We start from the raw sequence: 14,471 nt of genomic DNA on the forward strand, positions 1-14,471 counted from the left end.
GAACTGCATGTTCGGCACTAGACGAGCTTGTTGTCCACCATCGACAGGGCGGAGCCGATGGCCATGTGCATGTCGAGGTACTGGTACGTGCCGAGGCGGCCGCCGAAGTGCACGTCGGGCTCGCCGGCCATCAGCTCGCGGTAGCTCTTGAGCTTCTCGCGGTCGGCGGCGGTGTTCACCGGGTAGTACGGCTCGTCGCCGCGCTCGGCGAAGCGCGAGTACTCGCGCACGATGACGGTCTTGTCGCCCGTGTACTCGCGCTCGGGGTGGAAGTGCCGGAACTCGAGGATGCGGGTGTACGGCACCTCGGTGTCGGCGTAGTTCATCACCGGCGTGCCCTGGAAGTCGCCCACCGGGAGCACCTCGCGCTCGAAGTCGAGCGTGCGCCACGACAGCGCCCCCTCGGCGTCGTCGAAGTACCGGTCGACCGGGCCGGTGTACACGACGGGCACCTGCCCGACGACGGCCTTCTTGCTCACCGCCTGCGCGTCGTCGAAGAAGTCGGTGGACAGCCGCACCTCGATGTTCGGGTGGTCGGCCATCCGCTCCAGCCAGGCGGTGTACCCGTCGACCGGCAGGCCCTCGTAGGTGTCGTTGAAGTACCGGTTGTCGTACGTGTACCGCACGGGCAGGCGGGAGATGATCGACGCCGGCAGCTCGCGCGGGTCGGTCTGCCACTGCTTGGCCGTGTACCCCTGGATGAACGCCTCGTACAGGGGTCGCCCGATGAGCGACACGCCCTGCTCGTCCAGGTTCTGCGGCCGGCGGCCCTCGAGCTCGGCGGCCTGCTCGCGCACCAGCGCACGCGCCGCGTCCGGCCCGTGCGCGGACCGGAAGAACTGGTTGATCGTGCCGAGGTTGATCGGCATCGGGAACACCTCGCCGCGGCGGGTGGTGTACACGCGGTGCACGTAGTCCGTGAAGGCGGTGAACCGGTTGACGTACTCCCACACGCGCTCGTTCGAGGTGTGGAACAGGTGCGCGCCGTAGCGGTGGACCTCGATGCCGGTGGCCGGGTCCTGCTCGCTGTACGCGTTGCCGCCGATGTGGTCGCGGCGGTCGATCATGAGCACCTTGCGGCCCTGCTCGGCCATCCGCTCGGCGACGGTCAGGCCGAAGAGCCCGGTGCCGACGACGACGAGGTCGGTCATGTCAGGTTCCTCCAGGTGGTGGTGGTCTCGACGGGCTCGACCACCGTGGGGTCGGTCAGTCGGGCTCGTACCCGCCGCGCAGGCGCGTGTACGTGCGGTACCCGGCCTTGCGCACCGACTCGGGGACCACGCGGTAGCCCGCGCGCACCACGACGTTGCGCACCATCTGCGGGCCGGTGAGGAAGCCCTCGGAGTGCAGGGTGCGCTGCAGCGCGAGCTCGGACGCCAGCAGGCGCCGCCCGCCGCGGCGCGCGTACGCGCCGGCGCCGACGCGGTAGAGCACGAGCGGGTCGACGACGTTCTCCGCGTCCGCGCCGCCCGCGATCATGCGGGCGAACAGGAGGTAGTCCTCCATGAGGTCCAGGTGCTCGTAGCCGCCCGCGGCGGCGACGGCGGAGCGCCGGTAGACGACCGACGGATGGTTGAACGGGTCGCGGAACCGGGCCGTGGTCGCGATGTCGTCGCCGGTGGGCGGCACGCGCACCATCCCGGGCGCGTCCTCGTCGTCGTCGAACTCCTGGATCGCGGACCCGACGATGTCGCGCCCCTGCGCGACCATGGGCACCTGGACGGCGAACCGCTCGGGCCGGGAGATGTCGTCGGCGTCGGCGCGCGCCACGATCTCGTGCTTGCACGCCTCCAGCCCGGCCTCGAGGGCGCGGGCCAGGCCGACGTTCCGATCCAGCGGCACCAGCGTGACCGGGACGTCGGTCAGCTCGTGCAGCCGGCCGAGGACCGCGGCGACCTCGTCGCCCACGGGCCCGTCGCGCACGACGACGACCTCGTCGGGCCGCAGCGTCTGGTCGCGCGTCACGGACAGGAGGCCGCGCTCCAGGTGCGCCGCGTCGTCGCCGGCGTACACGGGCAGGAGCACGGAGAACCGGTGGTCGTCGAGGGCGCCGCGCGGGACCGGCGGCGGGCCCGTGGGCGACGTGGCCGCGCGCGGGACGGCCGGGAGCTCGACCGCGACCGGCCCGTCGACGCCGCCCACCTCCACCCGCGCGACGCTCAGCGCGGCGGGCCCGACGCCGGACAGCACCTCGGTGTCGGCGCGGGGCCGCCGCACGACGCCGTGCCACAGGCCGCGGCCGCCCGCCTTCAGCAGGGTGCCGCGGTCCGACGAGCGCGCCACGGTGCGGGCCCAGCGGCGCAGCGTCGACCCGCCGTACAGCACCCGCTCGGAGGCGCGCAGGGCCGACGACCGCGTGAACATCCAGACCTTGTTCCGCACCTCGTAGTAGAAGCGCGGGCCGGGGTCGTCGTCGGTCCCGACCAGGCGGGCCGTGCGGTGCTCGACGACGCTGCCCGGCACGTACAGGCCGGTGCCGCGGCGCAGCAGCCGGGTGGAGTACTCGAAGTCGTCGTTCCAGATGAAGTAGTCGCTCACCGGCAGCCCGTTTGCCCGCACGGAGCGCGCGTCGATCAGCATCGACACGAAGGACATCGACCGCACCGGCACCGCGCCGGCGGCGCGCGCCCGCTGCAGCTCCGCGGGCGTGGCCCCGGGCCGGGTGCGCGGCGTGTTCATCGGGTGGTCGCTGCCGTCGGTCCACACGACGCGGCTGGCCATGGCGGTCACGTCGCCGGGGTAGGCGTCGCGCGCGCCGAGCAGGGCCTCGAGGGCGGTCGTGGTCGGGACGGTGTCGTCGTCCATGACCCACACGAGGTCGGCGTCGAGGTCGGCGACGGCGGTCGCGATGCCGACCGCGAAGCCGCCGGCGCCGCCGGTGTTGCGCCGGAGCGCCACCACCTCGGGGGCGCTCGCATGGGCCCGCGCCACGTCGAGGGCGTCGTCGGTCGACGCGTTGTCGACCACGACCACGCGGTCGACGGGCCGGCTCTGGGCGGCCAGCGCGTCGAGGGCCGCGCCGAGCAGCGCGGCCCTGTTGTACGACACGACGACCGCGACGACGGAGGGGGTGGACATCCGGACCATCCTAGTGGGGCGCGCGGGGTGCGAAGGTCGCCCGCCAGGCCTCGGGGTCGACGAGGCCGGGCGCGGCGGCGCGCCAGCGCGCCGACACCTGACGCCACCGCAGCGCGAGGTGCACGTGCGCCGCGACGGAGGCGCCGGCCAGCCGCCAGAAGCGGCGCGGGTCGCGGCGCAGCCAGACGCCCGAGGCACGGTCGCCGGCGAGCACCAGCACCGAGTCGTGCGCCGGCACCTCCCACCAGGTCGCCTGCTCGCGGGTGAGGGCGGACCGCGGGGCGGGGCCCCGGACGCCGCGGCGCAGGTTCCGCAGCAGGCCGCGCGCGGCGAGCCGGGCGAGCACCACCGGCGACGTCGGCTTCGGGCCCGGCTCCCCGTCGCGCACCCGCGGCGCGGCGGCGTCGAACGCCGGGTCGCCGGCGCGACGCACGACCGTCTCCGGGTACGCGGCGCCGACCGCCCGCGCGGAGGGGACGACCCGCTCGAGGTCGGCGTGCAGGTCGCCCGGGCCGGCGAGCACGTCGCGCAGCGCCCGCACGTGCAGGTCGACGGCGTAGTACCGCAGGCCGAGCAGCAGCTTGAGGTCGTTCGCGAGCAGCAGGGGCAGCAGCAGGCCGGCCCGCGGCCGGCGCGCGTGCAGCAGCGCGGCGGCCACGCGGTTGCGCACGTGCAGGTAGGCCTGCCACTCGACGGTGTCGTCCTTCTCGGTCCAGGCCACGTGCCACAGCGCCGCGCCGGGGAACGACACCGTGGCGCGGCCGGCGTCGCGGGCGCGCAGGCCGAACTCCGCGTCGTCCCACTTGAGGAACAGGGGCAGGGACAGCCCGACGGAGCGCAGCACGTCGGTGGGCAGGAGGCACATCCACCAGCCGTTGAAGTCGCTCTCCCCGCGGGCGTGCAGCCACGGGGTGTCCCGCAGCGGCCCGGCGGCGAGGTCGTGCCACTGCTGGTCGGGCCGCGGCGGGCCCCACATGAACGACCGCTCGTGCACCACCTCGCTGAACGAGTTCAGCACCGTGGGGCGGTGCAGGTCGAGCATGTGCCCGCCGACGACGACGGGCGTCCGGGCCGTGCGGTGGAACCGGATCGCCCGGAGCAGCGCCTCGGGCTCCACCTCGACGTCGTCGTCGAGGATGAGGACGGCGTCGGCGTCCGGCCGGTCCAGCGCCTCGAGCATCCCGCGGGAGAAACCGCCCGACCCGCCGAGGTTGCGCTGCTCGATCACCGTCAGCCGGTCGCCGAGGGCCGCGGCCACGTCGGCGTAGCCGGGATGGTCGACGACGCGGCGCGCGCCCTGGTCCACGACCAGCACGGTGCCCACGGCCTCCGCCAGCGCCGTCGAGCCCACGATCCGCTCCAGCGTCGCGACGCAGAACTCCGGCTTGTCCATCGTGGTGATCGACAGGCACACGTCGCCCGTCCGGCGGGGGCCGACGTCCACCAGCCAGCGCGCGTCGGACACGACCACGTCGCCGTCGGCGGCGTCCACCTCGAACCACAGCCAGCCGCCGGCCGCCGTGCCGGACACGTCCACGTCGAGGGCGACGGTGGTCTCGACAGGCTCGACCGGCGAAGGCTCGACCGGCGAAGGCTCGACCGACACGGTCCCGACCGACGCGGTCCCGACCGGCGAGGCCGCACCGCCCGCGTCCGAGCGCACCAGTCGCACGGCGCCCGCGCCGACGACGTCGACCTCCAGCCGCACCGTCCGCACGCCGGCCCAGCGGACCCAGTAGGACGCCGGGAACGCGGAGAAGTAGGTGGCGAACCCCTGGCTCGTGCCCGCGGGCACGCGCACCCCGCCGGGCTCGACGACGCCCGGCCCGTCCTCCACGCACAGGGCGCGGCGGTCGGACGACCCGTCGGCGGAGAGCAGGACCAGCTGTTGGGCGAGGTGCACGCGGGCGAGCCTAGCGCCGCCGCAGGCGACGCTTGACGCGCGAGCCGAGCGCCCGGGCGAGCTCGCGACCGCTCGCCTCGGACACCGTCGGGCCGGCCTTCCGCCGCGCCGCGGCGGCCGCCGCGGCGTCCGCGGCCGCGGCCGCGGCCTTCAGGTCCGTGACCTCCGCCCGGGCGGCGGCGAGGCGCTCCTCGTCGCGGCGGCCCTGGCGGATCACCCCGAGGATCGCCTCGACGGCGGCGTCCAGGGGCACGACGTCGCTGCGCAGCGGCGGGTCGTCGTCCGACCGGACCTCGGTGCGCAGCAGCCCCAGGTCGCCGACCACCCGCACCCCCGACGCAGCGATCTGCTCGACGTGCGCCGCGGCGCGCTCCTGCGCCTTCTCGGCCGCCCACGTGGGGAGCACGAGCTTGGTGTCGTGGTCACCGGGGCGGCGCCACCGGAGCACGGCGGTGGACGCCGCGTCGCGCAGCCACTTGCAGTACTCGAGCCAGGTGAGCTGCGTGCGGAGCTTGAGGTTCAGCGCGCGCAGGAGCTCCGCCTCCTCCAGGGACATCCCCCGGTTCGAAGCCTTGCCGTCCAGCTTCGCGGTGCGGAGCAGGCCCGGCTCGAGGCCGAGCATCGACTCGAAGGCGTCGAACAACAGCTCCGGCGTCGACTTGTCGACCACGACCACGGTGACGTTCTCCGGGCCGAACGCCTCCGCCCAGCGCGTCACCACCCGGCCCTGGTCGATGCGGTCACGGAACGACCGCAGGTCGCTCTCCGGGTCGTCGGAGAGCACGCCCCGGAGCCACGACTCGGCGTCGGCCCGCTCGCCCTCCTTGGTCATCTGCTGCCACAGGGACGGCAGGATCTCGGCGTAGTTGCGCAGCGTCACGACGACGTGGGCGCGCTCGCCGAGCTCCTCGCGCCATGCCTTGGCGGTCTCGTCGTCGGCGTTGGCCGCGAACTCGTGGCCGATCCAGACCCGGTTCTCCGTGTCCCGGTCGATCTCGCGACGCAGCTTGCGCCACGCCCCGGCGACCGGCGTCGTCCCCCAGCCCCACGAGTGGCCCATGAAGTCGTTGACGGCGCTGCGGTGGTTGGTGCTCGTACCGGGGTACCGGACCCCGCCGGCCAGCAGCTCCGACCGCAGCACCGCGGCGGCGTTCTGCAGGCTCGTGGTGCCCGTCTTCATCAGGCCGATGTGCAGCAGCAGCGCCCGCTCCGGCAGCTGCAACGAATCGGCCGGAGCCTCGCTGGTAGACATCAGTTCTCCTCCGGGACCCTGCGTGGGTCCCCTCGACACCGAGCTCGTGACCCGCAGGCTACCGGCACGCCTTGCATGTTCGCTGCGAGCGCTTGCCTCGGGCTCGGAACGCCGTCGAGCCTGCCGGGACCTGGTCCCGGCAGGCTCGACGGTGCGTCCTCGCGGTCGACTACCAGCGCGCGAGGGAGATCTGGGAGATCCGCACCTTCTTGCCGTCCGCGACCTTCCGCAGGGTCACGTTTCCGTCCTGGTGACCGGAGAGGACGAGCGAGAAGATCCGGTCGCCGTCGGAGGGCTTGTTGAAGTCGAACGTCCCTCGGACCTTGCCTCCCACGAGCACCTGCACCTTGCCGTCTCCAGGCGCGGTCGCCCCACGCACCACCACCCGATGCACCTCGTTCGCGCTCTTGAGGGTGATGGTCTTGCCGCCGGTGGACGTCTGGTAGGCGTAGTCGCCGTAGTAGGCCTTGTGCTGCACCTTCTTCCACCCGCTGGAGAACGACCACGACTTCGGCATGATCGTGGTGCTGGTCCACACCAGCGTCGTCATGGGCCCGCGGTGGTAGTTCTTGCTGACGGCGCGCACCGCGATCTGCCGGGCCGTGCCGCGGTCGAGGTTCACGGTGACCGACGTGGCCGTCGTCGCGGACTTGAGCACCCGCCAGTAGTTCGAGCTGGGCAGGTCAGAGTTCCAGTGCGCGTCGCGGTAGAGCACCTGGTAGTACCGGGCGCCCGACACCTTCTTCCACTTGTACGTGGCCCGGGTGGACCACTGCACCGGGGACTGGGCGGCGGTCGGGGAGTACCGCGTCGGGGCGGAGACGGCCCATCGCATCGACCCGTACTTCTTGATCGCGGCGGCCTTGCGCGACGCCGCACCGCTGCGCAGCGTGCTCATCTTCGCGGCGAGATAGCGGCCCGGACAGGCGGTCTCGTTGGTCGTCCGGTGCATCAGCACGGTGGGCACCCTGACCTTGGTGCCGGGTTTCGCACGGGTGCCCGTCCCGGTGCTGCCGCCCGTCATGAGGGTCGTCGTGCCCTTCGGGTCGATGCGGTACTGGTACGACTTCCAGGCGATCACCTTCGCCATCGCCGTGAGGAGCGCGCTGGTGGGCCTCGCGGTGTCGAAGTTGCCCATGGCGGACACGCCGATGGTGCCGGTGTTGTACCCGCCGGCCTGGGCGCCGATCGGGTTGTCGACGCGCGCGTCCTTGCGGCCCTGGAAGATGTTGCCGTACTTGTCGACCAGGAACTGGTAGCCGATGTCCGGCCAGCCGCGCGACTTGGTGTGGTACGCGTAGATGCCGCGCACCAGCGCCGCGGACTGGCTCTCCCGGTAGCCGTTGGTGCCCGCGGTGTGGTGCACGTAGATCGCCTTGAGCTCCTTGGACGTCTCCGGCCACGTGCCGGCCAGCGACTCGTCGGCGCCCCAGCCGGACCGCGTCACGACGTGCGGCCGGATCTCGAAGCCCGTCCCCGCGTTCGCCGAGGACGCCGGCGCCGAGTCGTCGCCGACGTAGGCGTCGGCCCGCGACGTCCCGGGGTCGACGACGTCCACCTGGATCCCGCTCGGCGGGGTGCCGTCGGCGGTGCGCACCCGCGCCTGCACGCCGTCCGCACCGGTCGAGACGATCGGCTCGGTCCCGGCGCGGCCGCCGTCGACCGTCACCCCGTCCAGGCCCAGCGACTGCCAGTCGGTCCAGGCGCCGCCCTCGCGCACGCGGACGGCGACCTCGGTGACCTCGCTGCTCGCGGCCTCGTCCCACGTCACGCCGGCGACGAGGAAGTCCTGCGTGGTGGTGCGCTCGCTCAGCGCGGCCAGGTCGCCCTCGTCGGGCTCCTCCTGCGCGAGCGTCGTCGCGGCGCCGTCGTCCGGGGCGACCTCCTGGGCGACCTCGGACTTCTCGGGGGCGACGTGCTCGTGCCCGACGGCCTCGTCGAGCGCCCCCTTCGCGTGCCGGGCGTCGGCGTCGATGCCGCGCACGGGCACGTGCTCCACGTCCGGCGAGACGGCGTGCGCCTCCGGGACCGGAAGGGTGACGGTGGGGAGGACGACCCCCGTGAGCGCCAGCGCCACGACGGTCGTCGTCGTGACGGTGATCCGGACCGTGCGTCGTCCCAGGGTTCTCGCCGTCATGCTCGTCTCCGCTCGTCCACCGTGGTCGCGCCGGGCACCTGACCCGCACGACGATAGGGACGGATCGGCCCCGCGGCACCTCGAACGTGCGATCCCGCGCCCCTTCCGGATGCCTGCCCGCAGCGCGTGGGGCACAGTGCGGGGAGGGGGTACGACATGTCGCACGAGCTTTCGACGCACCTGCCCGGCGCGGCCCGGCCGCGCCGGCACCACCGACGACGCACCCGGGCACGGACGCTCGTGGCCGCGGTGGTCTCCGGCGTGCTGGCGGTGAGCGGCACCGTCGTGGCCGCCTCCTCCGCCCAGGCGGCGGTGCCGACGTCGTTCACGCTGACCGGCTCCGGCTACGGCCACGGCGTGGGCATGCCCCAGTACGGCGCCTACCAGATGGCCCGCCAGGGCGCTCCGAGCTGGGACATCCTCCAGCACTACTACTCCGGGGCGAAGGTCGCCTGGAAGACCACGACCGGCAACAACATCCTGGTCCAGGTCTACGGGAAGGACCCCGTGGGGCGGTCCGGCTACGGCGACTCGAACAAGACGACCACCGTCACGGTGCGCGGCGGCGACTGGCGGCTGAACAACGAGGACGGGAAGACCCTGGCCTCCGGGTCCGGCACCGAGACCTTCGCCGTCACGGTGACGGCCGGCGGTCGCTCCCGGATCACCGTGAACGGCACGAAGTACTACGACCAGCTGCTGCGCATCCAGTGGTCGGGCACCCGCTACTACAAGCCCACCGGGAAGACCGCGGTCGCGACGGTCGCCGGGGCGCACGGCTCGTACAAGCACGGCCGGCTCACCACGTCCGCCAAGGGCGGCGTCCCCAACATCACCAACGACGTGCTCCTCAACACGGAGTACCTGTACGGCATCGCGGAGATGCCGTCGTCGTGGGGCCTGGGAGGCGGCCTGTCCGCGCTGGCCGCCCAGGCGATCACCGCGCGCTCGTACGTGATGACCAAGCCGGTCCTCGCCGCCTGCCGGTGCAACGTCGTCGACGACGTGCGCGACCAGTACTACTCGGGCTGGAAGAAGGAGAGCGAGGGCACGGACGCCAGGTACGGCAAGGTCTGGAAGAAGGGCGTCGACGCCACCACGTCCAGCCGCACCCGGGCCCGGGTGCTGACCTCGGGCGGCACGCCCGTCGTGGCGCACTACTTCTCCTCCAGCGGAGGCCGGACGGCGAACTCCGAGGACGTCTGGTCGTCGCGGATCGCCTACGAGCGGTCCGTGTCGGACCCGTACAGCAAGGCGGCCCCCGGCAACTCGTACGCCTCGTGGACCCGGAAGATCACGCAGGCGCAGGCCCGCGCGCTCTTCGGCCTCACGAACGTCCAGTCGATCGCGGTGACGGCCAAGTGGTCCAGCGGTCAGGTCCGCACGCTGACGGCCACCGCGCCGAACGGCACCAAGGTCACGGTCACCGGGAAGGCGGACGTGCTGCGCTCGAAGATCGGCGCGCGCACGACCGCGGGCTCGATGCCCGCGGCGTGGATCACGAAGATCACCGCGGTGGCGTAGGCACCGCCAGCACGTCGTCGAGCACGTCGAGCCACGCCCGGCGGTAGCGCCGCGGGCCGAGCTCGCGCCGCACCCGGCGGGCGGCGCGGCCGAGGCGGCGGGCGAGCGCATCGTCCCGCAGCACGTCGACGAGCCGGGCGGCGAACGCGTCGACGTCGCCCGGGGCCACGAGGAAGCCGTTCTCCCCGTCGCGGAGCACCTCGCCGGGGCCGTAGCAGCAGTCGTAGGCGACGAAGGGCGTGCCCACCGACATCCCCTCGGTGAGCGTGAGCGGCAGCCCCTCGTGCAGCGACGTCATGGCCGCGACCCGCGCGCCCGCGAACGCCCGCAGCGGCGCGTCGGTGAGCCCGTGGAACGTGACCGCGGCGTCCAGGCCGAGGTCGGCCGCGAGCGCCCGCAGCTCGCCCTCGAGCGGGCCCTCCCCGTAGAGGTCGAGCCGGGCGTCGGGGACCTCCCGGCGCGCCAGGGCGAAGGCGCGCAGCAGGTGGTCGAGCTGCTTCTGCGGCGCGAGGCGGCCGACGAACACCACGGCGCGCGGGTCGCGCGGCACGCGGCCCGCGTCGGGACGCCCGGCGGCGTGGTGCACGACGCGCAGCGGCAGCCCCGGGTAGCGCCGGGTCAGGTCCCGCTGCTGGCGCCCCGTGAGGCAGACCATGGCGTCCACGTTCCGCAGGTCGTCGAAGTACCCCCGCCAGTGCTCCTTGGTCGGGGCGTCGGGGCCGTACGGCGGGGCCAGGTGCGAGTTGTGCAGCACGGAGACGCCGCGCACCCCGGGGTGGCGCAGGAGCCGCAGGGTGCGCTGCCAGACGTTCTCGCCGTCGGCGACCACCACGACCCGCTCCCGGCCGGCGAGCTCCTCGTCCAGCCAGGCCGCCAGCGCCCCGGCGTAGTCCTGGGGCAAGGTGCCGGGCGCGGCGCCGTCGCGGACGGCGTACGTCACCGCGCCGGTGCCCTCGGACCCGGTGAGCTCGGCGGTCAGCCAGACCAGCCGCCCGTCGACGACGAACTCCCGCACGCGCCCGCCCGCCGGGTCGAACCGGTCGACGGTGGCGAGCCGGCCGTCGACCCAGGTCCACACGGACTCGCGACGGCCGTCGTCGGCGTACGTCACGAAGGAGACCAGCGCCCCGGTGCCGGGGCTGCGCAGCTCCTGGGTGCGCAGCACGCCGTCGACCGTCGTGCGCCACCGCTCCCCCGCGTCGGTGCGCCGCCGCCGGCGCACCACCCCGTCGCCGTCGGGCACCCGCGGCGGCTCGAGCGGGGCGAGCCCGGCCGCGGCGGCGCGCTCGGCCGGGCCGGGCCCGTCCCGCCAGAAGTGCCGCACCCGCACCCGGGGGTCGAGCAGGCCCGTCTCCCGGGCCCAGGCCCCGCCGTCCGGCACGACGCTCGTCACGACCAGCGTCGTGGGGTGCCCCGCCGCCGCGTAGGCGTTCGCGCGGGCGAGCACCGCGCGGGTGCCGCCCGCGACGGTCGTCGCGAGGGTCCGCACGAACATCACGACCTCGTCCGGCCGCGCGCCACGCCGCCGGGGCGGGAGACCGACGGTCATCCGTCGACGGTGAAGGCGTCGAGGTCGATGTCGTGCGCGGCGAGGGTCCGCCGGGCGCGCTCGACGTCGGCGTCGTCGAAGAACTGCTTCCACTGCCCGATCGAGCCGTCGCGCGTGAAGTAGCCGTCCAGCTTCACGACCATCGACCGCCCCGTCTGCTCCTCCATGGCGCGGATGGTGGAGATGTCCGACAGCGCGAGGGCGACCTCGACGGCGTCGTCCTCGAGCGGCAGCCCGAGGAACCGCACCACGTCCCGGAAGCGCGCGCCCGGGTCCGCCTTGAGCGACTCGTAGGAGGCGACGTGCACGTCGGGGTGGTCGCGGTAGCTGTCGAGGGTGAGGTACTCGCGGGCGTAGGTGTCGAGCATCCGCTCGATGACGTCGCGCGGGTGGGCGGCCTCGTCCCGGTGCTGCGGCCGCTGCTTGATCGTGTAGTGGAAGAGCGACACCACGTAGTCGAGCGGGTTGCGGTACAGCATGATCTTGCGGCCCGGGGAGAAGACGAACGGGTCGACGTCGTGCCGGAAGTGCTGCATCGTCACGTCGGAGACGCCGTGCGCGGCGAGCAGGCTGCTCGGCTCGCGGTAGGGCTCCGCCTCGCGGAAGACCTGCCACCGGTTGTTGCCGTAGAACTCCTGCAGCAGCTGCGGGTAGGAGATCGGGTTCCGCACGTCCGGGTCGGCGAGGGCGCGCGCGTAGTTGGTGAGGAAGAACCGCATCCAGTGCGTGCCCGACTTCTGGATCGTCGCGACCGTCACCAGGTCGGGGGCGTGCAGGCGGTCGAACGCCTCGGCGAAGCCGTCCCCGCGCGCGTCGGCGAGCGTCCCGAGCCGCCACCGGGCGACGTCGCCCAGGTAGCGCAGCGCCTCCCCCGGGTTCTCGGGCAGCGCGGCGATCACCTCGGCGTCCTCCCCGGCCCGCAGCCCGGTGAGCGCGCCGGCGAGGCGGGCGTCCTTCGACGTGGTGCCCGCGTGCGCGGCCAGCGTCTCCCAGTCGCGGGTCAGCAGGGCGGGGCCGAGGTGGGGCGGCAGACGCTCCTCGGCGGCGGCGCGGACCTTCTTGGCCGTGCGCGAGGCGGTGAGCCAGCGGACCATCGTCACTTCCTCCGGTTCCGGTAGTACTGCACGAAGATGCCGCTCCCGACGGCGGCGGTGGCGATCGGTCCCTTCGCCCGCTCCAGGGTGCGCAGGGCGTCGCGGCGGCGCCCGAGCCGCATGGACGCGATCGCGAGCTGGCGCTGCTCGGCGGTGGTGAGCGGGCGCTTGCGCGCCGTGTCCGCGAGCAGGCGGGCGGCGGGCTCGGCCCGGCCTGCGGCCAGGTGCGCCTTCACGGCCCGCAGCACCTCGGCGGGCGGCTCCGCGGTCGTGGTCGACAGGTCCGTCTGGCGGCGCAGGTCGCGGATCAGCTCGTTCTTCTCGGTGTCCGTGAGGTAGTCGAGCCACTCGAGGTCGAGCGTGTCGTAGCGGTCGTCGCCACCGGCCGGCTCCCAGGGCTTCTTCCCCACGTAGTGCAGCACCCGCACGTCCTCGTCGTGGAAGAGCGCGGGGTGGTGGGAGAAGATCCGCTTGGTCGTGTTGTTCTCCGGCGGCAGCGCGCGCCAGGAGTCGAAGAAGACGTTGAGGAAGCCCTGGTCGCCGCCGTCGTACGACGGCGTGTGGGCGAGGCGGGACATCATCGACTCGAACGTCGGGTACGACGGGGTGAAGGCGAACACCCCGGAGTTGAAGACGTCCGGGTTCGGGGCGTCCAGGCCCGCGTCCGGCACGGCCGCGAAGTCGTCGCCGGCGAACAGGTCGTCGATGTTCTGCTTCACGACGGCGTCGCTGTCCACGTAGACGGCGCGGTCGAGGAAGTCGAGCCGGAAGACGTGCAGCTTGGTGTAGGTGGCGGCGAACCGCTCCTGCACCTTCTGCTTGCGGCCCTTGCCCAGCGCCGGGTTGGCGATGGGCGGGACGTCGAGGGTGAGGATGCCGCTCGCGGCGAGGGCCGCCTTGTCGGCGTCGGGGGTGCACAGCGCGACCAGGGGCACGTCGCTCACCCGCCGCAGCGAGTTCGCGAGCGCCCGCGCGCCGTGGTGGTAGGAGCCCGAGACGACGGTGACGTACGCGCACCGGCGCCCGTCCACCTCCGCCCACAGGGGGCCGTCCACCTTCGGCACCGTGAGCGCCTGGACGCCCTCGGTGGCCGGCAGCTCGATCTCGACCGTGTCCTTGGTGGCGCCGACCGTCGACCCCTCCCCCGGCGCGAGGGCCGGGCGGCCCGCCGGCAGCTCCTCGGCCGGCGGCACGTACAAGTGCAGCATCTCCGACTGGCTCACCGAGCGGACGGTGGCCTCGGGGTACGCGGCGAGGCAGGACCGCAGGAACGCGAGGTCGGAGTCGAGGCCGTGCGCGGCCTCGTACCCGGGCGTCGCGTCCTTCGTCTGCAGCCCGAGGTCGGCCACCTGCGGCATCGTGTACCCGTAGCGCACGTCCTTGGACTCGTACAGGTCGATGCCCGCCAGGTAGACCTCGCGGAAGCCGACGCCCAGGCCGAACGCCAGCGCCTGCATCCCCGTCGTGGGCAGGCCGGGCCGGCTCATGAAGTGCCGCGCGAGCCGAGGGTTGCGGGCCGGCACGCTCCAGGAGTCCAGCTCGGCGACGTCGGTGAGGGGCTCGAGGCCGTACCGGTCCCCGTCGCGGTGCGCGGCGTGGCGCATGGGCGACAGGATCCGGCGCACGTCGTAGCGGCCGGACCGGATCTCGTCCTGGAGCAGCTTCTCGAGGCGCTCGTGCGGGACGGCGCTGAACCAGCCGTCGACGCGGTCGCCGAAGTGGTAGTTGCTCTCCAGGAAGAACCAGTTCATCCGGAAGACCACCACGTCCGCCGGGATGCGGTGGTACGGCGGCATCGCCGACGACGGGCCGTTGCCGACGATCAGCAGGGGCCGGTCGACGAGGTCGGCGAACGACTCGATCTCCGGCTCGCCCGGCTCTCGGCCGAGCGGGACGCTCCGCATGGTGGGCATCGAGGGCTCCTTCTGGGGGTG

The 14,471-nt window shown here is 73.6% G+C and carries 9 protein-coding genes; 1 reads left to right on the forward strand and 8 read right to left on the reverse strand.

Annotated elements, in window-relative coordinates; translation table 11 throughout:
• Positions 1-17: 17 nt before the first annotated feature.
• The 5 genes from glf to ACQFYA_RS15825 all read right to left on the reverse strand — a co-directional run bounded on the left by glf (position 18) and on the right by ACQFYA_RS15825 (position 8,370).
• Positions 18-1,151 (reverse strand): UDP-galactopyranose mutase, encoded by a 1,134-nt coding sequence (glf, locus tag ACQFYA_RS15805; protein ID WP_499125723.1) that lies wholly within the window; start codon positions 1,149-1,151, stop codon positions 18-20.
• A gap of 55 nt (positions 1,152-1,206) precedes the next feature.
• Positions 1,207-3,078 carry a glycosyltransferase gene (locus ACQFYA_RS15810; protein WP_499125724.1) on the reverse strand — a complete coding sequence of 624 codons (1,872 nt, stop codon included), beginning with the start codon at positions 3,076-3,078 and terminating at the stop codon, positions 1,207-1,209.
• A 10-nt stretch (positions 3,079-3,088) separates the two neighbouring features.
• On the reverse strand, positions 3,089-4,981 hold the full coding sequence (locus tag ACQFYA_RS15815; RefSeq protein ID WP_499125726.1) for a glycosyltransferase: 1,893 nt from the start codon (positions 4,979-4,981) through the stop codon (positions 3,089-3,091).
• Between the two features lie 10 nt (positions 4,982-4,991).
• A complete protein-coding gene (locus tag ACQFYA_RS15820; RefSeq protein WP_499125728.1) occupies positions 4,992-6,233 on the reverse strand; it encodes a hypothetical protein in 1,242 nt (413 codons plus the stop codon).
• 169 nt (positions 6,234-6,402) lie between these two features.
• Positions 6,403-8,370 carry a peptidoglycan recognition protein family protein gene (locus tag ACQFYA_RS15825; protein WP_499125730.1) on the reverse strand — a complete coding sequence of 656 codons (1,968 nt, stop codon included), beginning with the start codon at positions 8,368-8,370 and terminating at the stop codon, positions 6,403-6,405.
• A gap of 156 nt (positions 8,371-8,526) precedes the next feature.
• Here ACQFYA_RS15825 and ACQFYA_RS15830 point away from each other — a divergent pair, with 156 nt between their 5' ends.
• Positions 8,527-9,894: a SpoIID/LytB domain-containing protein gene (locus ACQFYA_RS15830; protein ID WP_499125732.1), complete on the forward strand. Its 1,368-nt coding sequence runs from the start codon at positions 8,527-8,529 to the stop codon at positions 9,892-9,894.
• Here the strand turns inward: ACQFYA_RS15830 and ACQFYA_RS15835 are convergent.
• Genes ACQFYA_RS15835 through ACQFYA_RS15845 form a run of 3 tightly spaced genes read right to left on the reverse strand, consistent with a single transcriptional unit; the run spans position 9,878 to position 14,450 of the window.
• A complete protein-coding gene (locus ACQFYA_RS15835; RefSeq protein ID WP_499125734.1) occupies positions 9,878-11,443 on the reverse strand; it encodes a glycosyltransferase in 1,566 nt (521 codons plus the stop codon). The two genes, ACQFYA_RS15830 and ACQFYA_RS15835, sit on opposite strands and share 17 nt — an antisense overlap.
• Complete coding sequence (locus ACQFYA_RS15840) at positions 11,440-12,537, reverse strand: sulfotransferase domain-containing protein (RefSeq protein ID WP_499125736.1); 1,098 nt, start codon at positions 12,535-12,537, stop codon at positions 11,440-11,442. The genes ACQFYA_RS15835 and ACQFYA_RS15840 overlap by 4 nt, the downstream gene beginning before the upstream one ends.
• 2 nt (positions 12,538-12,539) lie before the next feature.
• On the reverse strand, positions 12,540-14,450 hold the full coding sequence (locus ACQFYA_RS15845; protein WP_499125737.1) for a glycosyltransferase: 1,911 nt from the start codon (positions 14,448-14,450) through the stop codon (positions 12,540-12,542).
• Positions 14,451-14,471 lie beyond the last annotated feature (21 nt).

This window comes from Promicromonospora sp. Marseille-Q5078, from assembly GCF_050315395.1.
Classification (GTDB): Bacteria; Actinomycetota; Actinomycetes; order Actinomycetales; family Cellulomonadaceae; genus Isoptericola.

What these genes read in the sequence shown, in the direction of transcription:
- ACQFYA_RS15830 (WP_499125732.1), top strand. Translation starts at nt 8,527, where the DNA reads ATGTCGCACGAGCTTTCGACGCACCTGCCCGGCGCGGCCCGGCCGCGC.
- ACQFYA_RS15835 (WP_499125734.1), bottom strand. Translation starts at nt 11,443, where the DNA reads ATGACCGTCGGTCTCCCGCCCCGGCGGCGTGGCGCGCGGCCGGACGAG.
- ACQFYA_RS15845 (WP_499125737.1), bottom strand. Translation starts at nt 14,450, where the DNA reads ATGCCCACCATGCGGAGCGTCCCGCTCGGCCGAGAGCCGGGCGAGCCG.
- ACQFYA_RS15825 (WP_499125730.1), bottom strand. Translation starts at nt 8,370, where the DNA reads ATGACGGCGAGAACCCTGGGACGACGCACGGTCCGGATCACCGTCACG.
- ACQFYA_RS15810 (WP_499125724.1), bottom strand. Translation starts at nt 3,078, where the DNA reads ATGTCCACCCCCTCCGTCGTCGCGGTCGTCGTGTCGTACAACAGGGCC.
- ACQFYA_RS15820 (WP_499125728.1), bottom strand. Translation starts at nt 6,233, where the DNA reads ATGTCTACCAGCGAGGCTCCGGCCGATTCGTTGCAGCTGCCGGAGCGG.
- glf (WP_499125723.1), bottom strand. Translation starts at nt 1,151, where the DNA reads ATGACCGACCTCGTCGTCGTCGGCACCGGGCTCTTCGGCCTGACCGTC.
- ACQFYA_RS15840 (WP_499125736.1), bottom strand. Translation starts at nt 12,537, where the DNA reads ATGGTCCGCTGGCTCACCGCCTCGCGCACGGCCAAGAAGGTCCGCGCC.